Origin of the sequence: Ensifer sp. (assembly GCF_031989085.1) — a bacterium.
GTDB lineage: Bacteria > Pseudomonadota > Alphaproteobacteria > Rhizobiales > Rhizobiaceae > Ensifer.
This window is the reverse complement of the sequence record NZ_DALZXU010000001.1, coordinates 72,048-98,385: the sequence shown is the minus strand read 5'-3', so window position 1 is coordinate 98,385 and position 26,338 is coordinate 72,048. Positions and strand designations below refer to the sequence as shown.

At 64.4% G+C, this 26,338-nt stretch carries 21 protein-coding genes; 15 read left to right on the top strand and 6 right to left on the bottom strand.

Annotated elements, in window-relative coordinates; translation table 11 throughout:
* Window positions 1-15 precede the first annotated feature (15 nt).
* Window positions 16-1,008, top strand: a complete 993-nt coding sequence (locus RTP54_RS00435) for a BMP family protein (protein ID WP_112809329.1) — start codon at window positions 16-18, stop codon at window positions 1,006-1,008.
* Window positions 1,009-1,086: 78 nt separating this feature from the next.
* Here the strand turns inward: RTP54_RS00435 and RTP54_RS00430 are convergent, their stop codons facing one another.
* Window positions 1,087-1,293 (bottom strand): SlyX family protein, encoded by a 207-nt coding sequence (locus RTP54_RS00430; RefSeq protein WP_112809330.1) that lies wholly within the window; start codon window positions 1,291-1,293, stop codon window positions 1,087-1,089.
* Window positions 1,294-1,377: 84 nt separating this feature from the next.
* On the bottom strand, window positions 1,378-2,133 hold the full coding sequence (locus RTP54_RS00425) for a sulfate transporter family protein (RefSeq protein ID WP_112809331.1): 756 nt from the start codon (window positions 2,131-2,133) through the stop codon (window positions 1,378-1,380).
* A 283-nt stretch (window positions 2,134-2,416) separates the two neighbouring features.
* On the opposite strand from RTP54_RS00425, the gene RTP54_RS00420 reads away from it, so the two are divergent.
* The 6 genes from RTP54_RS00420 to RTP54_RS00395 all read left to right on the top strand — a co-directional run bounded on the left by RTP54_RS00420 (window position 2,417) and on the right by RTP54_RS00395 (window position 11,158).
* Window positions 2,417-3,778, top strand: coding sequence for an amidase (locus RTP54_RS00420; RefSeq protein ID WP_312359968.1), 1,362 nt, complete (start codon window positions 2,417-2,419; stop codon window positions 3,776-3,778).
* A complete protein-coding gene (locus RTP54_RS00415) occupies window positions 3,775-4,686 on the top strand; it encodes an ROK family protein (protein ID WP_312359967.1) in 912 nt (303 codons plus the stop codon). The genes RTP54_RS00420 and RTP54_RS00415 overlap by 4 nt, the downstream gene beginning before the upstream one ends.
* Window positions 4,683-5,417: a copper homeostasis protein CutC gene (locus tag RTP54_RS00410; protein WP_312359966.1), complete on the top strand. Its 735-nt coding sequence runs from the start codon at window positions 4,683-4,685 to the stop codon at window positions 5,415-5,417. The genes RTP54_RS00415 and RTP54_RS00410 overlap by 4 nt, the downstream gene beginning before the upstream one ends.
* Window positions 5,418-5,833: 416 nt before the next feature.
* Complete coding sequence (locus RTP54_RS00405; RefSeq protein WP_312359963.1) at window positions 5,834-9,892, top strand: autotransporter outer membrane beta-barrel domain-containing protein; 4,059 nt, start codon at window positions 5,834-5,836, stop codon at window positions 9,890-9,892.
* Window positions 9,886-10,518, top strand: a complete 633-nt coding sequence (locus tag RTP54_RS00400) for an invasion associated locus B family protein (RefSeq protein WP_312359959.1) — start codon at window positions 9,886-9,888, stop codon at window positions 10,516-10,518. Before RTP54_RS00405 ends, RTP54_RS00400 begins: the two co-directional genes overlap by 7 nt.
* Window positions 10,519-10,639: 121 nt before the next feature.
* Window positions 10,640-11,158, top strand: a complete 519-nt coding sequence (locus RTP54_RS00395) for a L,D-transpeptidase (protein ID WP_312359957.1) — start codon at window positions 10,640-10,642, stop codon at window positions 11,156-11,158.
* A 59-nt stretch (window positions 11,159-11,217) separates the two neighbouring features.
* Here the strand turns inward: RTP54_RS00395 and nagA are convergent, their stop codons facing one another.
* From nagA to RTP54_RS00375, 4 genes are read right to left on the bottom strand one after another with little or no spacing between them, the layout of a single operon-like run.
* A complete protein-coding gene (gene nagA, locus RTP54_RS00390; protein WP_112809334.1) occupies window positions 11,218-12,378 on the bottom strand; it encodes an N-acetylglucosamine-6-phosphate deacetylase in 1,161 nt (386 codons plus the stop codon).
* Window positions 12,375-13,397, bottom strand: a complete 1,023-nt coding sequence (locus tag RTP54_RS00385) for an SIS domain-containing protein (protein WP_112809335.1) — start codon at window positions 13,395-13,397, stop codon at window positions 12,375-12,377. The genes nagA and RTP54_RS00385 overlap by 4 nt, the downstream gene beginning before the upstream one ends.
* A gap of 30 nt (window positions 13,398-13,427) precedes the next feature.
* Entirely contained in the window at window positions 13,428-14,192 is a 765-nt protein-coding gene (locus tag RTP54_RS00380; protein WP_112809336.1) for a GntR family transcriptional regulator, read from the bottom strand.
* Complete coding sequence (locus RTP54_RS00375; RefSeq protein ID WP_312359952.1) at window positions 14,189-15,073, bottom strand: N-acetylglucosamine kinase; 885 nt, start codon at window positions 15,071-15,073, stop codon at window positions 14,189-14,191. Before RTP54_RS00375 ends, RTP54_RS00380 begins: the two co-directional genes overlap by 4 nt.
* A gap of 197 nt (window positions 15,074-15,270) precedes the next feature.
* Between RTP54_RS00375 and RTP54_RS00370 the strand changes: the two genes are divergently transcribed.
* From RTP54_RS00370 to RTP54_RS00335, 8 genes are all read left to right on the top strand, one after another.
* On the top strand, window positions 15,271-16,167 hold the full coding sequence (locus RTP54_RS00370; RefSeq protein ID WP_112817927.1) for an N-acetylmuramic acid 6-phosphate etherase: 897 nt from the start codon (window positions 15,271-15,273) through the stop codon (window positions 16,165-16,167).
* A 56-nt stretch (window positions 16,168-16,223) separates the two neighbouring features.
* Window positions 16,224-17,483: an ABC transporter substrate-binding protein gene (locus RTP54_RS00365; RefSeq protein WP_112809339.1), complete on the top strand. Its 1,260-nt coding sequence runs from the start codon at window positions 16,224-16,226 to the stop codon at window positions 17,481-17,483.
* Window positions 17,484-17,834: 351 nt separating this feature from the next.
* A complete protein-coding gene (locus RTP54_RS00360; protein ID WP_112809340.1) occupies window positions 17,835-18,785 on the top strand; it encodes a carbohydrate ABC transporter permease in 951 nt (316 codons plus the stop codon).
* 11 nt (window positions 18,786-18,796) lie between these two features.
* Complete coding sequence (locus RTP54_RS00355) at window positions 18,797-19,636, top strand: carbohydrate ABC transporter permease (protein ID WP_112809341.1); 840 nt, start codon at window positions 18,797-18,799, stop codon at window positions 19,634-19,636.
* Window positions 19,633-20,697 carry a Gfo/Idh/MocA family protein gene (locus RTP54_RS00350; RefSeq protein WP_112809342.1) on the top strand — a complete coding sequence of 355 codons (1,065 nt, stop codon included), beginning with the start codon at window positions 19,633-19,635 and terminating at the stop codon, window positions 20,695-20,697. The genes RTP54_RS00355 and RTP54_RS00350 overlap by 4 nt, the downstream gene beginning before the upstream one ends.
* Window positions 20,698-20,710: 13 nt before the next feature.
* Window positions 20,711-21,712, top strand: coding sequence for an ABC transporter ATP-binding protein (locus RTP54_RS00345; RefSeq protein ID WP_112809343.1), 1,002 nt, complete (start codon window positions 20,711-20,713; stop codon window positions 21,710-21,712).
* A gap of 253 nt (window positions 21,713-21,965) precedes the next feature.
* A complete protein-coding gene (locus RTP54_RS00340) occupies window positions 21,966-23,183 on the top strand; it encodes an efflux RND transporter periplasmic adaptor subunit (RefSeq protein ID WP_112809344.1) in 1,218 nt (405 codons plus the stop codon).
* A 10-nt stretch (window positions 23,184-23,193) separates the two neighbouring features.
* Window positions 23,194-26,334, top strand: coding sequence for an efflux RND transporter permease subunit (locus RTP54_RS00335; RefSeq protein WP_112809345.1), 3,141 nt, complete (start codon window positions 23,194-23,196; stop codon window positions 26,332-26,334).
* The last annotated feature ends 4 nt before the right edge of the window (window positions 26,335-26,338 follow it).

Sequence of the window (26,338 nt, the reverse complement as noted above, 5' to 3'; positions counted from 1 at the left end):
CAACAGGGCTGCACGATGAAAAAAACAATTCTCGGTCTCTTTGCCTTTTCCATGATGTCCGCGACGGCTCTGGCCGCCGACATCAAGCCGGCCATCATTTACGATCTGGGCGGCAAGTTCGACAAATCGTTCAATGAAGCCGCTTTCAACGGCGCCGAAAAATTCAAGACAGAATCGGGCGTCGAATACCGCGAGTTCGAAATCGCCAATGACGCACAGCGCGAACAGGCGCTCCGCCGGTTTGCCAGCGACGGCAACAACCCGATCGTCATGGCCGGCTTCAACTGGGCCGCTCCGCTCGAAAAGATCGCCGCCGAATACCCCGACACCAAGTTCGCGATCATCGACATGGTGCTCGACAAGCCGAACGTGAAGTCGATCGTGTTCAAGGAACAGGAAGGCTCCTACCTCGTCGGCGTGCTCGCCGGTCTCGCTTCGAAGTCGAAGACCGTCAGCTTCATCGGCGGCATGGACGTTCCGCTCATCCACAAGTTCGCCTGCGGCTATGTCGGCGGCGCGAAGTCGACCGGCGCTGACGTGAAGGTTCTCGAAGCCTACACCGGCACGACGCCGGATGCCTGGAACGACCCGGTCAAGGGCGGCGAAATCGCCAAGTCGCAGATGGACCAGGGTTCGGACGTGGTCTACCACGCAGCCGGCGGCACCGGCGTCGGCGTCCTGCAGGCAGCTGCAGATGCCGGCAAGCTCGGTATCGGCGTCGATTCCAACCAGAACGGCCTGCAGCCGGGCAAGGTGCTGACCTCGATGCTCAAGCGCGTCGACGTCGCCGTCTACGAAGCCTTCACCGCAGCCAAGAACGACAAGTTCGAGTTCGGCATCTCCAACCTCGGCCTCAAGGAAGATGGCGTCGGTTACGCGCTCGACGACAACAACAAGGCCCTGATCACCCCGGAAATGCTCGACGCGGTCGAAAAGGTGAAAGCCGAAATCATCGCCGGCAAGGTCCAGGTTCACGACTACATGAGCGACGAAGCCTGCCCCTACTAAGGGCTAGCGCCTTCAAACGAGAAAGGCCGTCGTTCGCAGGAACGGCGGCCTTTTTTGTACGTTTTCCGGATTTGCCTCTCAGTAATGCGGCGGGCGGGTGATCGGCGGCGCGTCGAGCGATTGCTCCTCGAGGCTGAGAAAGCGCTCCGTCAAGCGGTCGAGCTTGGCCCGCGTCTGTTCCACGACCTTCCATTGCTCGGCAAGCTGATCGGAGAGCTCCTCGATCGTCTTGGCCTGGTGCGCGATCGTTTCTTCGAGCCTGGTGACCCGGTCTTCATTGTTCATTGCGGCTCTCCGTCCGGTCTGCGCCACCTGGGCGCGCGACGTCATTTTGGGTTTGCCGGCAGATTGGCGAGCGGCAGCCCGCTGTCAAGCGGATTGCCGTTCACGCGCTGGCGGTCGCGCCCCAGGCGTCGACGAAAATCCGGGATCGCTCGCCGACAGCCTCTTGTGCAGATGCACCATCAGGCCTGCGGCAAAAAGCGGGGTCAAAAGGTTGAGAAGCGGGACGGCGAGGAAGGCCGCCAGCAGCAGGCCGGCCAGAAACACGGTCGAGCGGTGCTTGGCGCGAAAGAGCCGCGCCTCGGCCGGCGAACGGTAGCGCATGGCGGCGAACTCGAAAAACTCCCGGCCGAGCAGGTAGCCGTTGACGAGAAAGAAGGCGATGAGATTGACGCCCGGCACCAGCAGCAGGAACAGCGCAAGGATGTTGCCGAGGATGACGACGCCCAGGAACTTGGCGGAGCCGGCGATCGCCTCGCCGAGTGGCAGCGCCCTGCCCGCTGGCTCGTTCGGATAATCGCGCGCCTCGACCACTTCGGCGACATCATCGAGGAAGAAGCCGGCGATCAGCGCGGTTACCGGTGCGAGCAACAAGGCGAGCGCCAGCGCCAGCCCGAGGCTGGCAAAGATACCGAGCACGAAGGTGAGCCAGCCCGCCCAGGCAGGCGTGCCGGGCATCAGCGCGTCGAGCCATGGCAAGGCGAGCCAGATGAAAACTTCGCGAAGCCCGAACCAGAGCGCTGCCAGCGCCAGCAGCGTCAGGCCGAGAACCTTCCAGAACACGGAGCGCGTTTCCGGCGCAAAGAGATTGGCGAGAGAAAGTCGCGCCGCGTCCAAAATCATCAATTCTCTCCAGTGCCGGGCAGGGTTCGATGAGGCATGTAGGCAGAAGCGTTCGCATCGACAAGGCGGGAGGGCGGGCATCCCGCCAATTCGGCAAAATTCTGGCGGCGGAGGCGGTCGGGCCATGGCAAACGCCATGGGGAGCGATATGGTAAGCCATGTCGACGATGACGGCCGGCGCGTGAAGCGCGCCCGAGGGATCGCGACGCGCGAAATCAACGGCCCGACAGGCCGACAGGACACAGACGAACCGCCACGGATGGCCGGCGGACAAGGGGAGACAATGACCAGACAGAAAACGCTCGCCGGGCTATCGGTCCTCATCCAGGACGGTAAGCTCGATCCGGTCACGCTTGCCGAGGAAACGCTCGCCCGTATCGAGGCACATGGCGACAAGGCGATCTTCGTCGGCCCCACCCGCGACCGCGCGCTGAAGGATGCGGCTGCTGCCTCCAGCCGGATCCGGGCCGGCCGCTCGCTCGGCCTGCTCGACGGCCTTCCGGTCGCGTGGAAAGACCTCTTCGACGTCAAGGGCAGCGTCACCACCGCCGGCTCCGTCGTCCTGAAGGACAATGCACCCGCCAGCATCGACGCGGCAGTGGTCGGCGCGGTTGCCGGCTCAGGCATGGTCAGCGTCGGGCGAACCAATATGAGCGAATTCGCCTTTTCCGGCCTGGGCATCAATCCGCATTACGGCACGCCGCACAACCCGGCCTCGACCGATGTCGAGCGCATCACCGGCGGCTCTTCCTCCGGTTCGGCCGCAGCCGTCGCTGCCGGCCTGGTGCCGGCGGCGATCGGCACCGACACCGGCGGTTCCATTCGCATCCCGGCGGCAATGACCGGCATCGTCGGCTACAAGGCGACGCGTGGCCGCTATTCGATGAAGGGTGTGTTTCCGCTGGCCGAGAGCCTCGATTCGCTCGGCCCCCTCTGCCACACGGTGCAGGATGCGGTCTGGATCGATGCCGCCATGCGTGGTCTGACCGCACCGGTGGTGCGCCGCGGCGAGATCGCCGGCGTTGCCATCGTCATTCCTGAAACCATCGTCTTCGACGAGGCCGAGAGCGAAGTCGTCGAAGCCTTCGAGGATGCGATCAAGCGGCTGGAAAAGGCCGGTGCCAGCGTGACGCGGCGCGCCTTCCCGACCTTCAAGGCGGTATTCGACCTGATGGCCCGCCATGGTGCGCTGGTGACAGCGGAGGCCTTTGCGCTGCATCGGGAACGGCTTGCTGGACCCGAAGCCGAACGCATGGACCCGCGCGTCGTCGCCCGCACCAGGCTGGGCGAGAAGATCACCATGCCCGACTACATCGCGCTTCTCGATGCACGCGACCAGCTGATCCACGAGACGATCGAGAGCCTGAAGCCCGGCGAGCTGATCGTCCACCCGACGCTGCCGCATGTGGCCCCGCCCGTCGCGCCACTGCTTGGCGACGACGAGCTGTTCTTCAAGACCAATGCCAGGACCTTGCGCAACACGCTCATCGGCAACTTCCTCGACTTCTGCGGCGTCTCGATCCCCTGCGGCACCGGCGCCGGCGAAATGCCCGTCGGCCTGCAGCTCGCCGCACCACATCATCAGGATGACCGGTTGCTGTCGATTGCGCTTGCGGCCGAAACGGTGATCCGGGGAGAGGCATGATCGTCTGTTTCGACATCGGCGGGTCGGCGATCAAGGGCGCGGTCGTGCATGCGCGGGACCGGATCTTTCCGCTGCCGCGCCGCACGACGCCGCTCACCGACTTTCGCCAGTTCGTCCAGGTGCTCGAGTCCGTGCTGGACGAGGCCGGCGGCCATCCGGAATGCGTGGCGATCTCGATCACCGGCGTCATCGACCCGGAAACGCGCCGGATCAAATGCGCCAACATACCCTGCATCGATGGCCGCGAACTGGTGACAGAGCTCCAACGCGCCTTGCATCTGCCAGTCAGGATCGCCAATGACGCCGACTGCTTCGCGCTTGCAGAAGCCGGCGCCGGGGCAGGACGGGGGCATCGCATCGTTTTCGGCGCCATCCTGGGCACCGGCGTCGGCGGCGGCCTGGTGGTCGGCGGCGAGCTGATCAACGCCGATGGCGGCTTTGCCGGCGAATGGGGGCACGGGCCGGCTCTGGCTGCCGAAGCCGGAGATCCGCCGATTGCCATTCCCGCCTATGCCTGCGGCTGCGGCCAGCGACGCTGCGTCGACACCGTCGGCGGCGCGCGCGGACTCGAGCGCCTGCACGACACCATCCACGGCAAGACGATGACGAGCCACGAGATCATCGAGGCGTGGCTGAAGGGCGACGCCGAAGCAAAACGCACCGTCGAGGTGCTTGTCGATCTCGTCAGCGCGCCGCTGGCGGTGGTCATCAACACGACGGGTGCGACGATCGTGCCGGTCGGCGGCGGCCTTTCCAATGTGGAACCGTTGCTGGAAGAAATCGACACGGCGGTCCGCGGCCGGATCCTGCGGCAGTTCAAGCGGCCGTTGGTGGTGCGCGGCGAGTGTCGGGTCGAGCCGGGCCTGATCGGCGCGGCACTGCTGGGACTGGGAGAGGAAAGAGCATGAGCGTGACTGGACTTGAGGTTTGCGTCGACGACGCCGACGGGCTGGCAGCGGCAATCGAGGGCGGCGCCGACCGCATCGAACTCTGCGCGGCGCTCTCGATCGGCGGGTTGACGCCCACCGCCGGATTGATGGCGCTTGCCGGACCACCACCGGTTCCCGTCTACGCGATGATCCGACCGCGTCCGGGCGACTTCGTCTTCAGCGCCGGCGACCTCGACATGATGCGCCGGGATATCGATGCCGTGCGCGATGCCGGGCTTGCGGGTGTCGTGCTCGGCGCGTCGCTCGCCGACGGCAGTCTCGACGCGCCGATGCTGCGGAAACTGACGGGCCATGCCGCCGGCCTCGGCCTCACATTGCACCGCGCCTTCGACCTGGTGCCGGATTTCAATGACGCGATGGAGCTTGCCGTCGAACTCGGCTTCGAGCGGATTTTGACGTCGGGCGGCGCGAAAAGCGCGCCGCAGGCAATCGACAGGCTCGCGGAACTCGTGCAGCTGTCGGCCGGACGACTGTCGATCATGCCCGGCTCCGGCGTAACACTAGATACAGTCGACGCGCTGCTCGCCCGACTTTCGGTCAGCGAAGTGCATTCGTCATGCTCGATCCGTGAGCCGGCTCACGATCCACGACTTTTGAGCATGGGCTTTGTGACCGAGGATCGGCGCCGCACCGACACCACGACGGTGCAGGCGATGAAGGCGAAGCTCGCCGCACACGATGCACGGTAAAGGCTCAGCCATCACGGCCTGATCTGCTCCTGGCGCGTCGCGCACCCTGCCATGCCCCGCCAACCATACCCTGCCCTGCCTCCATCGAGAGTGGGCGCCACGCGGCGTGCTCGCTCTACGTCTGCAGACGTGCTTGCGCTGCCCGATGATCAAGAAGATCCAGCATGCATTCCGGCGTGAAGGGCGCACCACTTCAAACTTGCCGCCGGCAGCGAAGAATACAGACGGTAATAGGTCGTTAATTCTTTCAGAAAGATAATAAAGCACCCACTAAAATGCAGGGTATTGTTATCACAATTGCGAGCGTATTGCTGTAGATTACGGGGGATCTTGATTCTCGTTCGGTAGCACAAGCAAGGCTCCCGAACCTTCCCCCGACGCCGACGATCCGTTGAGGCATGCGAGGGGACGTTTCAATGACGACCGACAAGCAGCATCACCACCGGTGCAGGGCGAATGCTGCGCGCAGACGGGCGCCGTCTTCCATTCCCAAGAACGTCGTCAACGACAGGCAGCATCAAGCTGGCTGGCTCGGAAGCGCTGGTGCTGCGGCCCTTGTGTCGCTTGCCCTGCCCGGCACCGCGTTCGCCCAGGCCTGCCCGGCCCCCGCAACCGTCAACAACACCCAATGTACAGTCCCGCCGGGAACAACGATCAACGTGGTGCCGGCAAACGCCGTCGGTTTGAACGCCTCGGGCACGCTCGGCCAGATCATAGGCGACGGCATCACCGTCAACCTCGGCGCGGCGACGACGATCGGCGTCCAGGCGCAGTCGGGCGGGACCATCCAGTTCAACGACAGCAGGCTTGTGACGACGGCAGTGACAACAGCCACCTCCGCCGGACAGATCGGGCTGCGTGCGACCGGAACCGGCAGCACGATCGCCGCATCGGGCACAACGATCACCATGGGGCCGCCGAACGGAACCACGACAGCCAGCAACATGGTCGGCGCCACGGCGCAGGCAGGCGGCGCGCTCACATTGACCAACACCGCGATCCGGATGCTCGGTGGCGGCAACGGCCTGACAAACCATGGCCTGATTTCAACCGGCCCGGGCAGCCAGATCCAGTTTTCGGGCGGCTCGATTGCAACGCTGTCGCGCGGCTCCTTCGGCGCGCTCGCGCAGGGCGGCGGCGCGATCACCCTCGACAGCGGTGCGACCATCACGACCACCGGTGTGCAGAACACGGTTGGGCCAGTGGGCAGCCATGGCCTGATCGCGACGGGCGCCGGCAGCCAGATCAACGGGACCGGCATTACCGTGAGCACCTCGGGCCTGCTGGCGAGTGGCGCGCGTGCCGAGCAGGGCGGCAGTGTGAGCCTGACGAACAGCACGATCAATTCGAGCAGCAACGCCAGTGCCGACACGGATCCATCTTCGGCGGCAAGGGCGCTGTCCGGCGGCACCCTCAGTCTGAGCGGGGTCACGATCGACGCGACCGGCCAGCGCGGTGTCGGCATCTCCGTTCAGGACGCCGGCTCGACGGCCACGATAGAGAACACGACGGTGACGGTCGCCGGCACACGTGCACCCGCCGTCTTCCTCTTCAACGGCGGCCAGGCGACAGTCACCGGCAGCACATTCCTGTCGCAGAACAACACCGGCATCCTCGTGCAGGACGCAGGCTCGACGATCAGCCTCACGAACAGCGCCATTCGAAGCACCGGGCCTGTCGGTTATGGCCTGCGCGTCGTGTCCGGCGCATCCGCCACGATGAATGGCGGCTCGTCGACCACCGAAGGGCGTGACGGCCCCGCCCTCTATGCGGCCAACGGCACGATCACCGCCACAGACGTCACCATCCGCACATCCGGCACCGACAACGCGATGGGTGTGCTCGCAGACCTGAACGGGCAGATCACCCTCAACGGCGGCTCGGTGACGACCACCGGCGACGCAGTGCGACTGAGCTCGTTTCCCCATGGCGTGGCGGCGCGCAACCCGAACGGCGTGCTGACGGCGACGGGCACCGCGATCCTGACGACGGGCAACATCGCCATGGGTGCTGTGGCCGACGACGGCGGATCGGTGTTCCTCAACGGAAATACGATCACGACGCTCGGCCCCGGAAGCCTCGGTCTCTACGCGACCGTCGAACAGGCCGGTGCGCAGTTTCCGGCAACGATCACGGCAAACGGCATAACGGTCGAGACGTCAGGCGCGGCCGCCCATGGCGCCGGGGCAAACCAGCATTTCCTCGAAGCCCCTTCCGTCATCACCCTCAACGATTCCGCGGTCACCACCCACGGCGCCCTGTCGGATGGCTTGCGTGCGATCATGGCCGGCACGGTCAACGCCAACCGCAGCAATGTTCTCGTCGAAGGCGTTCGCTCCGCCGGCATGCATGCCAGGGACAATGGCAGCTCCGTCAATCTCGACAGCACCGCGGTACTGGCGACCGGGACGAACGGGCACGGCGCCCTTGCCGAAGCCGGCGGCCTGGTCACCGGTCTCAACTCGACCGTCGAGGCGACCGGCACGCAGGCGGCCGCCCTTTATGTCGCCGGCGCGCCGGGTTTTGTCTCCGAAGCCCGCTTTACCGGGAGTTCGCTGACCAATGCGAGCGGTCCGACGATCGCGGTCGGCGGCAACGGCAACGTGACGCTGACGAATTCGACGGCTGGCGGCAGCGGCGAGTGGCTGCGGGTCGCGACGATCGCCGAGTTTCCACCCCTTGGTCTTCCTGACAGCGGCCCGGGAGGGCTGACGGATCCGGAGGGAACGGAGACGCCGCCGGTCTTTTCACCGCCCGCCGCCCTGCCCGTCGTCCCCGGCCTTGCCAACATCACCCTGACGGCGTCCACCGTCACCGGTTCGGCCTTTACCGCCGTCGACAGCGTCTCCAACGTGGTGATGCGGAGCGACAGCGTCTGGAACCTGACGGGCTCCTCCAACCTCACCAACCTGCTCAACGACCCGAGCCTGATCGACTTCTCGCCGCCCGTGGGCGACCCGACTCTGCTTGCGAGCTACAAGACGCTGACGGTCGTCAACTATGTCGGCGAAGACGGCCAGATCGCTCTCAACACCTATCTCGGCGCGGATGGCGCGCCATCGGACATTCTGGTGGTGGATGGCGGTGCTGCCACCGGCGCGACGTCGCTGATCGTGCGCAACACGACTGGACCGGGAGCGCTGACGACAGCCAACGGCATCCTGGTGGTCGATACCATCAATGGTGCGACCTCGGAATCGACCGCCTTCACGCTCGTCGGCGACTACATCACCAGCAATGGCGAGCAGGCCGTCGTCGGTGGCGCCTATGCCTATACCCTCAACTACGGCGGCGTCGGCGCCGATGTCGCCGACAACAACTGGTATCTTCGCTCGCGGTTGATCCCGGCTCCCGACCCGGACCCCGACCCGGATCCCGATCCCGATCCCGATCCGGGACCGCCACTCTACCAGCCTGGGGTACCGGTCTACGAGGTCTATGCGCAAAACCTGCTTGCGCTCAACGGCATGCCGACGATGCAGCAGCGGGTCGGCAATCGTTACTGGCGCGAACCGGAGCCTGCCCCGGCGGAGATCTTCTGCAAGGATCCGTCGCGCAACTTCCGCTGCACGGTGACCCCGGAGCAGGCGGGATACTACGTCGACGGCCAGACCGCCCGCGCGACGATCGAGGCCAGCGGCGTCTGGGGCCGGCTGGAAGGTCTGCACAGCAGCATCGAACCTGATGTCACCACCAGCGGCACCGACTACGACACCAACAGCTGGAAACTGCAGGCCGGGCTCGACGGCCTGCTGCACGAGGCCGATGACGGCAGCAGGCTGATCGGCGGTATCACCATTCACTACGGACAGGCCTCCAGCGACGTCAGCTCGATCTATGGCAATGGCGGCATCGATACGACCGGCTTCGGCTTCGGCGGCACGCTGACCTGGCTCGACCAGAACGGCTTTTATGTCGACGGCCAGGCCACAGTCACCTGGTACGACAGCGACCTCTTCTCCGACACGGCCGGCATCGGCCTTGCAGACGGCAACAACGGCATCGGCTATGCCCTGTCGATCGAGACCGGCAAGAAGATCGATCTCAACGAGACCTGGACGATCACACCCCAGGCGCAGTTGATCTATTCCCATGTCGACTTCGACAGCTTCACCGACCCGTTCGACGCGTCGGTCTCGCTTGACGACGGCGACAGCCTGCGCGGCCGGCTCGGCATCTCCGCCGACCGCGACCAGACCTGGAAGGACGACGAGGGCAAGACCCGGCGCAGCCACCTCTACGGCATCGCCAACCTCTATTACGAGTTCCTCGACGCAAGCCAGGTCGACGTTTCCGGCACAAAGTTCCAGACCCGGCCCGAGAGACTGTGGGGCGGCATCGGCGCCGGCGGCAGCTACAACTGGGACGACGACAAATACTCCGTCTATGGCGAGGTCTCGCTCAACACCAGCCTTGCCAACTTCGCCGACAGCTACACCGTCGGCGGCTCAATCGGGTTTCGCGTCAAATGGTAGGAACACGCGCAAGACGCCCCACCTGCCCACGTAAGGGGCCAGGGCCTTTCGCCCGCTGGGCAATCGGTGCGGCGCTGAGCACGCTGTCTTTCGGCCTTGCCGATCGGTCCAACGCACAGGACGCCACACCGTCGGCGTTGTCGGAGACCTATCAGGATTGGGTGGTCGAATGCACCACCGCGCGATCCGCAGACAAGGCTGCGCAAAAGCAGGCCGGCAGGAAAGTGTGCCAGATTTCGCAGAGCCTGCTGCAGGCGAATTCGCACGAGCGCGTGTTGACGATCGCATTCGCCATTCCGTCGGGGGGCAAAGACGGGCTGAGCGGGACGATCGTCGCGCCATTCGGACTGGATCTGCAGTCCGGCATTAGGCTGCGCATCGAGAAGGACATGCTGTTGACGACCACCTTCAAGACATGTCTGCCTCAAGGGTGTCTCGCCGCTTTTGCACCCGACGAAAAGCTCGAACGCGCGCTGAGAGCAGGCGCCAAGCTGGTTATCGAAATGACCGCGGCCGATAGCGGGCAGCGTGTCGATGTCGCCGTATCGCTCAAGGGCTTCTCGCAAAGTCTCGATCGGCTGAAGAAACTCTCCGCGAATGCCGAGATGTCCGATGGCGCACAGTGAGATTGGCCCAAAACGGCCGTCGCTTTGCAGAGCTGCTGTCCTCGCCGCGGTCCTTATCACGTGTACGTCCTGCAGCCCTCGCACGGAAGGCGACCCAAGACTTTCCGCCGCCGCAATCGCCGTGCCCCCGCGGGCCTATGCGCAGGAGGCCTATCCGGTCCGCATCGTCGACCGCAGCAAATTTGCGCCGCGGCTCAGACCGGCGACGGTAGCGGCGCCACCCGGCTACGCGGCCGGGACCATCGTCGTCGTCACGCAGCAAAAGCTGCTCTACCTGATCCGTGGCAACGGCACCGCCGACCGCTATGGCATTGCGGTCGGCACCTCCGGTTACAGCTGGAAGGGCGAGGCGATCGTCGGTCGCAAGGCGGTGTGGCCGGCCTGGTATCCGACCGACGACATGAAACGCAATGTCGAAGGGCTACCGTCGAGGATCGCGCCTGGTGTCGACAATCCGCTTGGCGCGCGCGCCCTCTATCTGTTTCAGCATGGTCGCGACACGCTCTATCGCATCCACGGCACCTCGGAGCCCTGGACGATCGGGACCGAGGCGTCGTCCGGCTGCATTCGCATGGTCAACGAGGATATCATCGACCTCTTCGACAAGGCCCCGACCGGCGCGACCGTTGTCGTGATTTAAGCAAACGCATGCCGAAATCCGGAAAGCGCTCAGGCTTTCCGGTTCTTTCGTCGCTGCAATCAGGCGGCGTAGACCTGCGTTCCGCCGATCCAGGTGGATCCCATGCCGAGGTCCGGCGTCAAAAGCACGAAGTCGGCGTCGGAGCCGGGCAACAGACGGCCCTTGTGCGAGGAGAGGCCCATCGCGTCGGCGGGATAGGCAGACGCCATGCGCAGCGCTTCCTCGACCGGAAGCCCGAGCTTCTCGTGCACGAAGCGCACCGACGACAGCATGTCGATATCGGCGCCGGCGAGCGTGCCGTCGGCAAGCGTCAATCGGCCACCATGGCGCAGGATCTCGCGACCGTTGAGCTCGAAGCTCGTCATATCGGTTCCGATCGGCGACATGGCGTCGGTAACCAGGAAGATCTGGCCGGGACCGGTCTTCGCGCGCAGCGCGACGCCCATCGAGGCCGGTTCGACATGGTAGCCGTCGGCGATCAGGCCGGCATGCAACGTGCCGGTCGCAAGTGCTGCGCCGACGACGCCGGGCTCGCGGTGGCCAAGCCCGCTCATGGCGTTGAACAGGTGTGTCACCGTCCTTGCCCCGGCCTTCGCATAGGCGACGGCGGTCTCGTAGCCGACATCGGTATGACCGAGGCTGACGACGGCGCCGGCATCGGCGAGCGCCCGCACCTGCTCCTTCGTCGCGTTTTCCGGAGCGACCGTGACCATCAGCACGCCGAGCGCGCGTGCGCAGTCCAGCATGTCCTTGAGGTCGGCCTCATCCATCGGCCGGATCAGCGCGGGGTCGTGCGCGCCCTTGCGCGCGACAGAGAGATGCGGGCCTTCCAGATGCAGGCCGAGGAAGCCGGGCACGCTTGCCGCCTTTGCCGCAACGCCGGCGGCAATCGTCGCCGCACGCACCTCGCGCGTATCGGTGATCAGCGTCGGGAGCAGCGCCGTGGTGCCGAACTTCGCATGGGCCGAACAGATCTGGCGAATGCCCTCAAGCGTCGGTTGCGCATTGAGAAGCGCGCCGCCGCCGCCATTGACCTGGAGGTCGATGAACCCCGGCACCAGCAACAGGCCATGCGCATCGACGGTCTCGGCGCCGGCCGGCACATCACCGGCGGCAACGATCGCCTTGACGCGACCGGCCTCGATCAGGAGGGCGGCGCCATCGTGCCATTCGATGCCATCGAACAGGCGGGCGCCGATGATTGCCTTCGTCTCGGTCATCTCGTCTCCGTTACCTTCTTGAGGCTCGCCGGTGCGTCGGGGTTGAGGCCGCGCGAGCGCGACCAGGCCTCGACGAAGCCGTAGAACGGCAGGATCAGCGTCAGCGCGTCGGTGATCGGGTGACCGGTTTCAACGAACGGCAGACGCTTGGCCTTGGCGGCAAGGCTCGAGGTCGCGTGAACCACCGCGCCCTTTTCGGCCATGCCGTCGGCGATGCCCGCGACCGAGCTTTCGGCCGCGTCGCGCGCTGCAAGCGTCAGCACCGGGAATTTGGCACCGACCAGCGCCACCGGTCCGTGCAACACCTCGGCGGCGGAATAGGCCTCGGCATGCATGCCCGACGTTTCCTTGAATTTCAGCGCCGCTTCGCTGGCGATCGCCAGCGCCGGGCCACGGCCGAGCACGTAGAGCGATTCGGCCTCACCGAGGTCGTCGGCAAAGGACTGCCAGTCAAGCTTCACAGCCTTTGCGAACTGGTTCGGCAGGTCGGCGACGGCACGTTGCAGCGACGCATCGCCGGTCCATTCGCCGAGAACGGCAAGGCCCGCGACGATGGAATTGACGTAGGACTTGGTCGCAGCGACGGCGATCTCGGGCCCGGCGAGAATATCGAGCGGATGGGTGCAGGCCTCGGAAATCGGCGACGGAAGCGTATTGGTGAGCGCGATCGAAACGGCACCGGCATCGGTTGCCGCCTGCGCCATGGCGACGATGTCAGGGCTCTTGCCCGATTGCGAAATGGCGATGGCGGCAGCGCCCCCGAGCTTAAGCTTGGCGCCGTAGATCGAGGCCAGCGACGGTCCGAGCGAGGCGACCGGGCGACCGGCCTGCAGCTCGATCGCATATTTCAGAAACAGGGCCGCATGGTCGGAAGAGCCGCGCGCGATCGTTACCAGAAAGGCCGGATCCTTGGCGCGCAGTGCCGCGCCGGCTGCCTTCAACTGATCGGCGGAGCGTTCCAGCAAGCGCTGGGCGGCTTCGGGGATCTCGTCGATTTCTCGGCGCATGTTGGTCTGCATGGTCAATTCCTCTCTTGGCGGCTTCGTCGGTCAGGATTCCGACAGGGTCAGTTCCGCGACAAAGTCATAGGCGTCGCCCCGATAGAGCGAGCGGGTGAATTCGACGACGCGTCCCGATGCGAGATAGGAGACACGTTCGATGGAAAGGCCGGCCGAGCCGACCGCGACGCCGAGCATGGAGGCGTCGGGATCCTTGATGTTGCAGGCGGAGATGCGCTGCACGGCGCGCACCGGGCGCGAGCGGGTCTTGTCGAGCGCGGTATAGAGCGACGCCGTGACGGCCTGCGGATCGGGCAGGAATTCGGCCGAAATGCTGGCACGCTCGATCGCGAGCGGCATGTCGCCGGCGATGCGCAGGCGCCCCAGCCTCGCCACCAGCGCATCTGCCGGCAGGCCCAGCGCCATCATTTCGTCCGGCGATGGATGAAAAAGGCCGCGCTCGAGCCAGCGTGCGTGGGTGTTGAGGCCGCGGCGCGCCATGTCCTCGGTAAACGACGTCAGCCGCGACAGCGATTGCTGGACCTTGGACACCGGCTTGACCACGAAGGTGCCGGAGCCGTGACGGCGCACGAGCAGACCGTCGCGCACGAGGTCGTCGACCGCCTTGCGCACGGTGACGCGGCTGATATTGGCGTAGTCGGCCAGGTCGCGCTCCGGCGGCAGGGCGTCGCCGTGATTGAGCTTGCCCGACTGGATAGCATCTTCCAGCGACTGGCGCAGCTTGAGATAGAGCGGGCCGGATCCGCCGGCCAAAAGCCCCTCGAGCGGCAGGATGGCGGCGAGATGATCGGTCATGCTCCAACCTCCGGGCTGGAGCCGAAGCGCTGGGCGGCGAGCGCCACGGCGCCGGTGAGCGCGTCGGCCTCGGCTTCGACGAACAGCGGCTGATGGCGCTGCGCAAGCCACGGACGGTAGATCGGAGCGAGACCGCCAAGCAGGCAGATCTTGCGCCCGCCCCGGGCCACCACCACGTCGAGCGCTTCGTCGATGGTGGTCGCTGCCGACTTCAACAGTCGCACGGCGACCGGGTCGCCCAGTTGCGCCGCCTCGAACACACGCGGGGCGTAGCGGCCGAACTCACCCGGCTTTGCCAGTCGCGCGAAATCGACGACATTGCCCGGATCGTTCCTGAATTCGGCCATGACGCTGTCGGTCACGGGCGACGCTTCGTGGATGCCGTCAAAGGCGAGCAGGCTCTCCTGCAGAAGGGCATGGCCGATGCGAGCGCCGCTGCCGTGATCGCCGATGGTGAAGCCCCAGCCGCCGACATAGCTGACCGTTGCACCCTGGCGCAGGATGTAGATGCTGCCGGTGCCAAGAATGGCAACCGCACCGTCCTCGTTGCCGAGCGCACCCTGAAGCGCGATCAGGCCATCCGATTCGATATCGGCTGCGGCAAACGGCAGGCGGCGCTTCACATAGTGCACGGCATCGCCGACATTGTGCCCGGCGACACCCACGATCGCGCGCGCCGCGGCAATGCCGTCGGGATCAAGACCGGCCTCTTCGAACGCGGCCCGCGCGGCATCGCCGATATGGGCGAGCGCCGTTTCGGGATCGGTCAGAATGTTCGCAGCACCTGCCTTGCCGCGGCCAAGGATCCGTCCATCCCCCGCAGCCACAGCCGCCCGGCAGCTCGTTCCGCCGCCGTCGATTCCTATTAGGTAGTTTGGCATGAGTACCTCCGCCCGTTGAAGATACCAAAAAAGTACCAATAACCAAGTCCGAATCGGTCTCGACCGCGTTTTTTGAAATAATGCATTGAATAACAACGGATAATTTCAGAGATTGCTTTTTTCTGGCTTCAAAATGTAATTTGCCCTAGACAATTGGTATTTTTTTGGCATTAATTCGCTCAGAGGAGACACAACCTATGCCTTCAGTGAAGACCGAGGAGCGTCACGATAACGCCAAGGGCCTCGATGTCATGCATCCGGCGCTGGCGCTTCGGCTGCTCGCATCCGGGCAGCAGGCGGCGGCAAAGGTGGTGGACGCGGCAATCGAGCCGATCTCCGCCGCAGCGTCCCTGGCTGCCGAAGCGCTTGCCTCCGGCGGGCGGCTTGCCTATGCCGGGGCCGGCAGTTCGGGCCTGATGGCCATGGCCGACGCGCTGGAACTCCCCGGCACCTATGGCATCCCCCAGGACCAGATCGTCGTGCTGCTTGCGGGCGGCACTGCCAGCCTCAGCGACCTTGCCGGCGGCTATGAAGACGATATGGAGCTTGCGCGTGAAGACGTGCGCAAGGCCGGCATCACGGCCGGCGACTGTTTGATTTCGGTGTCGGCCAGCGGCTCGACGCCCTATGCGCTTGCCGCGTCCGACGAAGCGCGCCAGCGCGGCGCCAAGGTGATCGCGGTCGCCAACAATCCGGGTGCCGCTCTCTTCAAGGACGCCGACGTCGCCATTCTGCTGCAGACGCCGCCGGAGGTGATCTCCGGCTCGACGCGCATGGGAGCCGGTACGGCGCAGAAGATCGCCTTCAACATGTTCTCGACACTGGTGGGCATCCATCTCGGCCACGTGCTCGACGGCCATATGGTCAACCTGCGCGCCGACAACATCAAGCTGCATGGCCGGGCGGTGCGCATCGTTGCCGACATTACCGGCATCAGCGCGTCCGAGGCCGGCCGGCTGATCAATACCGCCTCCGGCTCGGTCAAGATCGCCATCCTGCTCGCCTCCGGCGCCAAGGATGTGGCGGCGGCCGAAGCGGCGCTCGACCAGAGCAAGCAGAATCTGCGCCGGGCGATCGATATCGTCTCGGCCTGACAAGAAACTGGGATTCAAACCGCGCCGGAACGGCGCATATAAGAGGGAGAAGCTGAATGACCCGTACAACACTCAAGGGCCTGCTGCTCGCGTCGAGCATTCTGGGCTCGGCCGGTCTGGCACACGCCGAAGACGTCACGCTGACGATCGAAAGCTGGCGCAACGACGACCTGGCGATCTGGCAGGAAAAGCTGATCCCGGCGTTTGAAGCCAAGCACCCGGGCATCAAGGTCAAGTTCGCACCGACCGCGCCGACCGAATACAACGCGGCGCTGAACGCCAAGCTCGACGCCGGTTCGGCTGGCGACCTCATCACCTGCCGTCCGTTCGACGCCTCGCTCGAACTCTACAACAAGAAGCACCTGGCCGACCTGACGGCCCTTCCGGGCATGGAGAACTTCTCGCCGGTCGCCAAGTCCGCCTGGACCACCGACGATGGCGCAGCCACCTTCTGCGTGCCGATGGCATCGGTCATCCACGGCTTCATTTACAACAAGGACGCCTTTGACCAGCTCGGCATCCAGCCGCCGGCAACCGAAGCCGAATTCTTCGCGGCGCTCGACAAGATCAAGGCCGACGGCAACTACATCCCGATGGCGATGGGCACCAAGGACCTCTGGGAAGCCGCGACCATGGGCTACCAGAACATCGGCCCGACCTACTGGAAGGGTGAAGAAGGCCGCGCCAAGCTGATCAAGGGCGAAGAAAAGCTGACCGACGCCGCGTGGGTCGAGCCCTACAAGGTTCTGGCCAAGTGGAAGGATTACCTCGGCGACGGTTTCGAAGCCCAGACCTATCCGGACAGCCAGAACCTGTTCACGCTCGGCCGCGCCGCGATCTACCCGGCCGGCTCGTGGGAAATCGGCCTGTTCAACACCCAGGCCCAGTTCAAGATGGGCGCATTCCCGCCACCGGTTAAGAACGCCGGCGACGCTTGCTACATCTCCGACCACAACGACATCGGCGTCGGCCTCAACGCCAAGAGCGCGCATGCCGAAGAAGCCAAGAAGCTCCTGACCTGGATCTCGTCGCCGGAATTCGCCGAAATCTACGCCAACGCGCTGCCGGGCTTCTTCAGCCTGAACTCGACCGCGGTGAAGATGGCCGATCCGCTCGCACAGGAATTCGTCTCCTGGCGCGAAAAGTGCAAGCCGACGATCCGCTCGACCTACCAGATCCTGTCGCGCGGCACGCCGAACCTCGAAAACGAGACCTGGGTCGAATCTGCAAACGTCATCAACGGCACCGATACGCCTGAAGTGGCCGCGGAAAAGCTGCAGAAGGGCCTCGACGGCTGGTACAAGCCGGCAAAGTAAGTGCAACTGGTTCCCTCCCTTCACGGGGAGGGTCGGCCCTACGGCGCCATGCGTCTGATGAGACGCGCAAACGTCGCCGTAGCATTTCGAGTTGCTGCATGGTTCCACCGAAGCATGCAGCAAGGGCCGGGCGGGGCGACAATGTCCAAAGAGGCACTCCCCCAGCCGCAGCGTCATCGGCCTCCCCTTTATGGGGAGGCCACCGACGCAGTCGTTTGCAAAAAAACGCGATAGCCTTAACCTTCGTCATGAGCCCGGATCGGGGCAGGCGTTATGCGGCAGGACCGGCCGTATCGCGCCGATACGCATCATGATGCCCAGGGGAACCGGTCGAACAAGCGGGTACGATCAATGAGCAACGCCACTTCACTGCATGAGGAACAGCCGACCGCGAGACGGCCGAAACGCTGGCACATCCTCGTCTTTCTGCTGCCGGCCCTCGTGGTCTACACGGCGGTGATGATCCTGCCACTGATCGAGACGCTGCGCCTGTCGCTGTACAACACGGTCGACGGTCAGCCGACCTTCGTCGGCCTCGCGAATTTCCAGGTTCTGTTCGGCGAGGAACGCTGGGCCCATGACTTCTGGAACGCGCTGAAGAACAACGTCATCTTCTTCATCATCCACATGTGCGTGCAGAACCCGATCGGCGTGGCGCTCGCGGCCATGCTGTCCATTCCCAAGCTGCGCTTCGTCACCTTCTACCGCACGGCGATCTTCCTGCCGACGCTTCTCTCCTTCGTGATCGTCGGCTTCATCTGGAAGCTGATCCTGTCGCCGATCTGGGGCGTTTCCCCGTGGATGCTCGACCTCGTCGGCCTGAAGTCGCTGTTTGCGCCCTGGCTCGGCAAGCCCGGCTCGGCGCTCATCACCGTGTCGCTGATCTCGGTCTGGCAATATGTCGGCATCCCGATGATGCTGATCTATGCTGCGCTCCTCAACATTCCCGACGAGGTGATCGAGGCGGCCGAATGCGACGGCGTCACCGGCTGGAGCCAATTCTGGAAGATCAAGCTGCCGCTGATCCTGCCCGCGATCGGCATCATCTCGATCCTGACCTTCGTCGGCAACTTCAACGCCTTCGACCTCGTCTATACGGTGCAAGGGGCGCTTGCCGGTCCTGACGGCTCGACAGACATTCTCGGCACGCTGCTCTACCGCACGTTCTTCGGCTTCCAGTTGCAGCTCGGTGACCGCTCGATGGGCGCGACGATCGCAACGGTGATGTTCCTGATCATCCTCGCCGGCGTCTCGCTCTACCTCTTCGTCATCCAGCGCCGCATGCGCCGCTATCAGTTCTAAGGGAGGCCGAGATGTCGCAAGCACGCAACTCCATTTTCCGCACCGGCTTCGTCCACGCAGCCCTGATCGCCTATACGCTGATCTCGCTGTTTCCGGTGTTCCTGACGATCATCAACTCGTTCAAGGACCGAAACGCCATCTTCCGGGCGCCGCTGTCTGTGCCCACGCCGCAAACATTCAGCCTGATCGGCTATCAGACGGTGCTCGGCCAGGGTGATTTCGCCACCTATTTCCAGAACAGCTTCATCGTCACCATCGTCGCGATCGCGTTGGTGCTGCTGTTCGGCGCGATGGCAGCGTTCGCCCTCTCGGAATATCGCTTCCGCGGCAACACGCTGATGGGCCTCTATCTGGCGATCGGCATCATGATCCCGATCCGGCTTGGCACCGTCGCCATCCTTCAGGGCATGGTCGCCACCAACCTCGTCAACACGCTGACGGCACTGATCCTGGTCTACACCGCGCAAGGGCTGCCGCTTGCGGTGTTCATCCTGTCGGAATTCATGCGCACGGTCTCCGATGACCTGAAGAATGCCGGCCGCATCGACGGATTGTCGGAATACTCGATCTTCTTCCGCCTGGTTCTGCCGCTGATCCGGCCAGCGATGGCGACGGTCGCCGTGTTCACGATGATCCCGATCTGGAACGATCTGTGGTTCCCGCTGATCCTCGCGCCGGCGGAAGCCACCAAGACGGTGACGCTCGGCTCGCAGATCTTCATCGGCCAGTTCGTCACCAACTGGAACGCGGTGCTTGCGGCCCTGTCGCTTGCGATCCTTCCGGTTCTCGTCCTCTACGTCATTTTCTCGCGGCAGCTGATCCGCGGCATCACCGCAGGAGCAGTCAAGTGAGTTCAGACAGCAAACCGGTCCGCGTCCTCGTCGCAGGGCTCGGCAACATGGGGCGCAGCCATGCGCTCGCCTACCACAACAACCCCGGCTTCGAGATCGTCGGCCTGGTCAACCGCTCGAAGGTGCCGCTGCCGGAAGAGCTGAGCGGCTATACGATCCATCCGGATTTCAAGACGGCACTTGCGGAACTGAAACCCGAGCTCTGCTCGGTCTGCACCTATTCCGACAGTCATGCGGACTATGCAGTCGCCGCCTTCGAAGCGGGCTGCGACGTGTTCGTGGAGAAGCCGCTGGCAACGACGGTCGCCGACGCCGAGCGCGTCGTTGCCGCCGCAAAAAAGCATGGCCGCAAGCTGATCATCGGCTATATCCTGCGCCATCACCCGTCGTGGATCCGGCTGATCGCCGAAGCCCGCAAGCTTGGCGGCCCCTACGTCTTCCGCATGAACCTCAATCAGCAGTCGAGCGGCCCGACCTGGGAGACGCACAAGTCGCTGATGAAGACGACCTCGCCGATCGTCGACTGCGGCGTGCACTATGTCGACGTCATGTGCCAGATCACCGACGCCAAGCCGGTGGAAGTGCGCGGCATGGGCCTGCGTCTTTCCGACGAAATCGCGCCGGACATGTACAACTACGGCCATCTGCAGGTGATCTTTGAGGACGGTTCGACCGGCTGGTACGAAGCCGGCTGGGGTCCGATGATCTCCGAAACCGCCTTCTTCGTGAAGGACGTGATGTCGCCGAAGGGATCCGTCTCGATCGTCATGGACCAGAACGCCAAGTCCGACGATATCGACATGCACACCAAGACGGCGGTCATTCGCCTCCACAGCGCGGAAACCGGCCCAGACGGGCGTTTCCTGAAACCGGACGACGACCTGAAGATGGACGGCGAGCCCGGCCACCAGGAACTGTGCGACCGGGAGCAGGCCTATGTGCTGAAGGCCATCCGCGAAGATATCAATCTCGACCGCCACATGGACGATGCCGTCCAGTCGCTGCGCATCTGCCTTGCCGCTGATGAAAGCGTGCGCAGCGGCCAGCCGGTCAAACTTTAAGAGGGGCAATCAGGTGGGATCACTTCAACTCAAATCCATCCGCAAGGCCTATGGCAGCCATGAGGTTCTCAAGGGCATCGATCTCGAAGTGAAGGACGGCGAGTTCGTCATCTTCGTCGGGCCCTCCGGCTGCGGCAAGTCGACCTTGCTGCGCACCATCGCCGGCCTCGAGGATGCGACCTCCGGCAGCGTCCAGATCGACGGCGTCGAAGTTGGTCACGTCGCACCCGCCAAGCGCGGCATCGCCATGGTGTTCCAGTCCTACGCGCTCTATCCGCACCTGACGGTGAAGGACAATATGGGCCTCGGCCTGAAGCAGGCCGGCAAACCGAAGGCGGAAATCGAAGAAAAGGTCGGCAAGGCGGCGAGCATGCTGTCGCTCGACCCTTATCTCGCACGGCGCCCGGCAGAGCTTTCCGGCGGCCAGCGCCAGCGCGTCGCCATCGGCCGCGCCATCGTGCGCGAACCCAAGCTGTTCCTCTTCGACGAGCCCCTGTCGAACCTCGACGCGGCGCTGCGCGTCAACACCCGGCTCGAGATCGCAAGGCTGCACCGCAGCCTCAAGGCGACGATGATCTACGTTACCCACGATCAGGTCGAGGCGATGACGCTCGCCGACAAGATCGTGGTGCTGAACGCCGGTCAGATCGAGCAGATCGGTTCGCCGATGGATCTCTACAACCGCCCGGCCAACGTCTTCGTCGGCGGCTTCATCGGCTCGCCGCAGATGAACTTCGTCGACGGCGCCCGGCTCGGCGATAGCCGCGCCAAGACGATCGGCATCCGACCGGAACATATCGGCCTGTCGCGCGACAGCGGCGACTGGAAGGGCAAGGTCGTGCATGTCGAGCATCTGGGTGCCGACACCATCGTCTACATCGAGTCCGAGCAGGTCGGCCTGATCACGGTCAGGCTGTTCGGCGAACACCGCTACGCGCCTGACGACATTGTCTATGCGACGCCGATGGTCGGCAGCATGCACCGCTTCGGTGCCGATGACCGCATCCTCGCCTGAGGCAAACAATCCGGCCTGACGGACGGATCACAGCTTGGTGATATCACGCCGCCGTGGTGCTCTACGCACTGCGGCGGCTGATTTTTTGCTGGAACCAACGCACCGCATCACGGTGTTGCACTGCGGCGCAAATTAACATACATTTATGTTTGTATATTAGCGTTCCGGTATTCTCCGTTCCCATGCCGGTCCCGCTTCCCTTCACTTCCGGACCGCGCAGCCCTCCCAATCTGGCTGCGCACGGTCACCGAACATGGACATCGCTATGCGCATGAACCGACCGACACTGGCCGCCGCCTTGGCAACCGTGATTCTGCTTTCCGGCTGCCAGAAACAAGAAGAACAGGCCGCTCCCGCCTTCCCGCCCTCAGCCGTTGCCGTCTTCACGACCGCATCCGAGACGCTGCCGATCACCAACGAACTGCCGGGCCGCATCACCGCGACACGCGTCGCCGAGGTGCGCCCGCGCGTTTCCGGCATCGTCGTCGAGCGCGTCTTCCAGCAGGGAACCAAGGTGAAGGAAGGCGACGTGCTCTACCGCATCGATCCGGCTCCCTTCCAGGTTCAGGTCGAAAAGGCTGAAGCGACGCTGCGCCGCGCCGAGGCCGTGCGCCTGCAGGCGGAGCAGAAAGCTGCACGCCAGGAAGCACTGAAAAAGGCCAACGTCGTTGCCGCCCAGCAGTTCGACGACGCCGCCGCCCTGCTCGCCGCAGCTGCTGCAGACGTCGCCATCGCCCAGGCCGGCCTCGCCGCTGCCAAGCTCGACCTGCAATATGCCAACGTGACCGCGCCGATCAGCGGCCAGATCGGGCGCGCGCTGATCACCGAGGGTGCACTCGTCAGTGCCAACAGCTCGGAAAACCTCGCCACGATCCAGCAGCTCGACCCGCTCTACGCCGACTTTACCCAGTCGGCGACCGATCTCATCCGCCTGCGCAAGGCACTCGAGGACGGCCAGATGATGAGCGGCGACCAGGAAGCCGAGGTTCAGCTGATCCTCGACGACGGCACGCCTTACGAACACAAGGGCAAGCTGCTGTTCTCCGAAGCCGCCGTCGATGCGACGACCGGCCAGGTGACGCTGCGCGGCGAATTCCCCAACCCAGATGGCGATCTGCTTCCGGGCATGTACGTCCGCGTGCTGGTCCAGCAGGGTGTCGAAAAGAACGCGATCACCGTGCCGCAGCAGGCTGTCCAGCGCAATGTTGCCGGTCAGTCGCAGGTCTATGTCGTCGATGCCGACAAGAAGGTCGAGTTCCGCAACGTCACGCTCGGACGCACCGTGGGAACCCGCTGGCAGGTCACGTCGGGTCTGAAGCCCGGCGAGAAGGTCATCGTCGAAGGCTTCCAGAAGATCGGACCCGGTGCACCGGTCGAGCCGACCGACTGGGACCCGAACGCCAAGCCCGCGGCCGAAGCAGCCCAGACGACTGCAGCCGCCGAAGAAAAGCCCGCTGAAGCCACAAAGTGAGTGCTGATTAATGCCCAGTTTTTTCATCGACAGGCCGATTTTTGCCTGGGTGGTGGCGATCTTCATCATGCTCGCCGGCATCATTGCGATACCGCTCCTGCCGGTATCGCAATATCCTGATGTCGCGCCGCCGCAGATCTCCATCAATACGAGCTATCCCGGCGCCTCGTCGCAAGACACCTACCAGAGCGTCACCCGGCTCATCGAAAACGAGCTGAACGGCGTCGAGGGCCTGCTCTACTTCGAATCGACCTCCAGCGCTTCCGGCTCGGTCGACATCAGCGCCACTTTTGCACCCGGTACAGACCCGGGACAGGCGGCCGTCGACATCCAGAACCGCGTTCGCCGGGTCGAACCGCGCCTGCCCGATTCGGTCAAGCGCCAGGGCGTGCAGGTCGACGAAGCCGGCTCCGGCTTCCTGATGATCGTCGCGCTCACCTCGACCGACGGCTCGATGGATGCCATCGGTCTCGGCGACTATCTCAGCCGCAACGTGCTGAACGAAGTTCAGCGCGTGCCCGGCGTCGGCCGCGCGCAGCTGTTTGCGACCGAACGGTCGATGCGCATCTGGCTCGATCCCGACAAGATGCTCGGCCTCAACCTGACGGCCGCCGACGTGACAAATGCCATCCAGGCGCAGAACGCCCAGATCGCATCCGGCTCGATCGGCGCGCAGCCGAACCCGATCACCCAGCAGATCAGCGCGCCCGTCGTCGTCAAGGGCCAGCTGTCGAGCGCCGAGGAATTCGGAGCGATCGTGCTTCGCGCCAATCCGGACGGTTCCTCCGTTCGTCTGCGTGACGTTGCCCGCGTCGAAATCGGCGGTGAAAGCTACGCGTTCTCGACCCGCCTGAACGGCAAGCCGTCTGCGGCCATCGCCGTGCAGCTGTCGCCGAGCGGCAATGCCATGTCGACATCGACCGCGATCAAGGAGCGCATGGACGAACTGTCGAAGTTCTTCCCGCAGGGCCTCGAATATTCGGTTCCCTACGACACCTCGCCGTTCGTTGCCGTCTCGATCGAGAAGGTGCTTTCGACGCTGGTCGAAGCGGTCGCGCTCGTCTTCATCGTGATGTTCCTGTTTCTGCAGAACATCCGCTACACCATCATCCCGACGCTCGTCGTGCCGGTCGCCCTGCTCGGCACCTGCGCGGTCATGTTGGCGATGGGCTTCTCGATCAACGTTCTGACCATGTTCGGCATGGTGCTGGCGATCGGCATTCTCGTCGACGATGCGATCATCGTCGTCGAAAACGTCGAACGCATCATGTCCGAAGAGGGACTGACGCCGAAGCAGGCGACCCGCAAGGCGATGAAGCAGATCACCGGCGCCGTCATCGGCATCACGCTGGTCCTGGCTTCGGTGTTCATTCCGATGGCCTTCTTCCCGGGCGCCGTCGGCGTGATCTATCGCCAGTTCTCGCTGACGATGGTCGTGTCGATCCTGTTCTCGGCGCTGCTTGCCCTGTCGCTGACGCCGGCGCTCTGCGCCACCTTCCTGAAGCAGGTTCCCAAGGGCCACCACCACGCCAAGCGCGGCTTCTTCGGCTGGTTCAACCGCAGCTTCGACAAGACCTCGCATGGCTACAGCGGCCTCGTGAAGCGCATGGTCCACCGGACCGGCCGCTACATGATCGTCTACCTTGCGGTTCTGGCCGGTCTCGGCTGGCTGTTCATGAAGCTGCCGTCGTCGTTCCTTCCGGACGAAGACCAGGGCTTCGTGATCGTCATGATGCAGCTCCCCTCCGAGGCGACGGGCAACCGCACGACCGAGGTGGTGGAGCAGGCCGAAAAGATCTTCGGCCAGGAGCCCGCTGTCGAACGCATCATCGCGATCAACGGCTTCTCCTTCTTTGGCACCGGACAGAACGCGGCGCTCGCCTTCGTGACGCTGAAGGACTGGAAGGAACGCGACGCCGACAACGCCGCCCAGTCGATCGCCATGCGGGCGACGATGGCGATGAGCCAGATCAAGGATGCGATCAGCTTCGCGCTGTCGCCGCCGGCGATCCAGGGTCTCGGCACCACCGGCGGCTTCTCCTTCCGCCTGCAGGATCGCGGCGGTCTCGGCGAAGCGGCGCTGTCACAGGCCCGCGACCAGCTTCTCGGCCTTGCGGCCGAAAGCAAGATCGTCACTGGCGTTCGTTTCGAAGGCATGCCCGATGCGGCTCAGGTCAGCGTGACCATCGACCGCGAAAAGGCCAATACCTTCGGCGTCACCTTTGCCGACATCAACTCGACGATCTCGACCAATCTCGGCTCGTCCTACGTCAACGACTTCCCGAATGCCGGCCGCATGCAGCGCGTGACGGTGCAGGCGGACGAAGGTCAGCGCATGCAGACGTCGGACCTGTTGAACCTCAACGTGCGCAACGCCAATGGCGGCATGGTTCCGCTGTCGGCCTTTGCGACCGTGGAGTGGGTCAAGGCATCGACCCAGACGATCGGCTACAACGGCTACCCGTCGGTGCGTATCAGTGGCGAAGCGGCCCATGGCTATTCGTCAGGTGACGCGATCAACGAGATGCAGCGGCTTGCTGGGCAGTTGCCGGCAGGCTTCGGCTACGAGTGGACCGGCCAGTCGCTGCAGGAAATCCAGTCCGGCACCCAGGCGCCTCTCCTGATCGCGCTGTCGTGCCTGCTGGTCTTCCTGTGCCTTGCAGCCCTCTATGAGAGCTGGTCGATCCCGGTCGCGGTCATCATGGTGGTTCCGCTCGGTGTCATCGGCTCGGTTCTGGCCGTGACGATGCGCGACATGCCGAACGACGTGTACTTCAAGGTCGGCCTGATCGCGATCATCGGGTTGTCGGCGAAGAACGCCATCCTGATCATCGAGTTCGCCAAGGAACTGCGCGAGCAGGGCAAGTCGCTGATCGACGCGACGCTGGAGGCGGCGCATCTGCGCTTCCGTCCGATCCTGATGACGTCGCTCGCCTTCACGCTCGGCGTTCTGCCGCTCGCGATCGCGACGGGCGCAAGCTCAGGCAGCCAGCGCGCCATCGGTACCGGCGTGATGGGTGGCATGATCTCGGCAACGGTGCTGGCGATCTTCTTCGTTCCGGTGTTCTTCGTGTTCGTCACGAAGCTGTTCGGACGCAAGAAGGCAGAAGCCACACCGGCTGCGACCGAAACACCCACACCCGCCGAGTAAGATG

Bases quoted from the DNA above. Each gene is read 5' to 3' on its own strand.
- RTP54_RS00435 (WP_112809329.1), top strand. From the start codon at position 16: ATGAAAAAAACAATTCTCGGTCTCTTTGCCTTTTCCATGATGTCCGCG.
- RTP54_RS00430 (WP_112809330.1), bottom strand. From the start codon at position 1,293: ATGAACAATGAAGACCGGGTCACCAGGCTCGAAGAAACGATCGCGCAC.
- RTP54_RS00425 (WP_112809331.1), bottom strand. From the start codon at position 2,133: ATGATTTTGGACGCGGCGCGACTTTCTCTCGCCAATCTCTTTGCGCCG.
- RTP54_RS00420 (WP_312359968.1), top strand. From the start codon at position 2,417: ATGACCAGACAGAAAACGCTCGCCGGGCTATCGGTCCTCATCCAGGAC.
- RTP54_RS00415 (WP_312359967.1), top strand. From the start codon at position 3,775: ATGATCGTCTGTTTCGACATCGGCGGGTCGGCGATCAAGGGCGCGGTC.
- RTP54_RS00410 (WP_312359966.1), top strand. From the start codon at position 4,683: ATGAGCGTGACTGGACTTGAGGTTTGCGTCGACGACGCCGACGGGCTG.
- RTP54_RS00405 (WP_312359963.1), top strand. From the start codon at position 5,834: ATGACGACCGACAAGCAGCATCACCACCGGTGCAGGGCGAATGCTGCG.
- RTP54_RS00400 (WP_312359959.1), top strand. From the start codon at position 9,886: ATGGTAGGAACACGCGCAAGACGCCCCACCTGCCCACGTAAGGGGCCA.
- nagA (WP_112809334.1), bottom strand. From the start codon at position 12,378: ATGACCGAGACGAAGGCAATCATCGGCGCCCGCCTGTTCGATGGCATC.
- RTP54_RS00385 (WP_112809335.1), bottom strand. From the start codon at position 13,397: ATGCAGACCAACATGCGCCGAGAAATCGACGAGATCCCCGAAGCCGCC.
- RTP54_RS00380 (WP_112809336.1), bottom strand. From the start codon at position 14,192: ATGACCGATCATCTCGCCGCCATCCTGCCGCTCGAGGGGCTTTTGGCC.
- RTP54_RS00375 (WP_312359952.1), bottom strand. From the start codon at position 15,073: ATGCCAAACTACCTAATAGGAATCGACGGCGGCGGAACGAGCTGCCGG.
- RTP54_RS00370 (WP_112817927.1), top strand. From the start codon at position 15,271: ATGCCTTCAGTGAAGACCGAGGAGCGTCACGATAACGCCAAGGGCCTC.
- RTP54_RS00365 (WP_112809339.1), top strand. From the start codon at position 16,224: ATGACCCGTACAACACTCAAGGGCCTGCTGCTCGCGTCGAGCATTCTG.
- RTP54_RS00360 (WP_112809340.1), top strand. From the start codon at position 17,835: ATGAGCAACGCCACTTCACTGCATGAGGAACAGCCGACCGCGAGACGG.
- RTP54_RS00355 (WP_112809341.1), top strand. From the start codon at position 18,797: ATGTCGCAAGCACGCAACTCCATTTTCCGCACCGGCTTCGTCCACGCA.
- RTP54_RS00340 (WP_112809344.1), top strand. From the start codon at position 21,966: ATGGACATCGCTATGCGCATGAACCGACCGACACTGGCCGCCGCCTTG.
- RTP54_RS00335 (WP_112809345.1), top strand. From the start codon at position 23,194: ATGCCCAGTTTTTTCATCGACAGGCCGATTTTTGCCTGGGTGGTGGCG.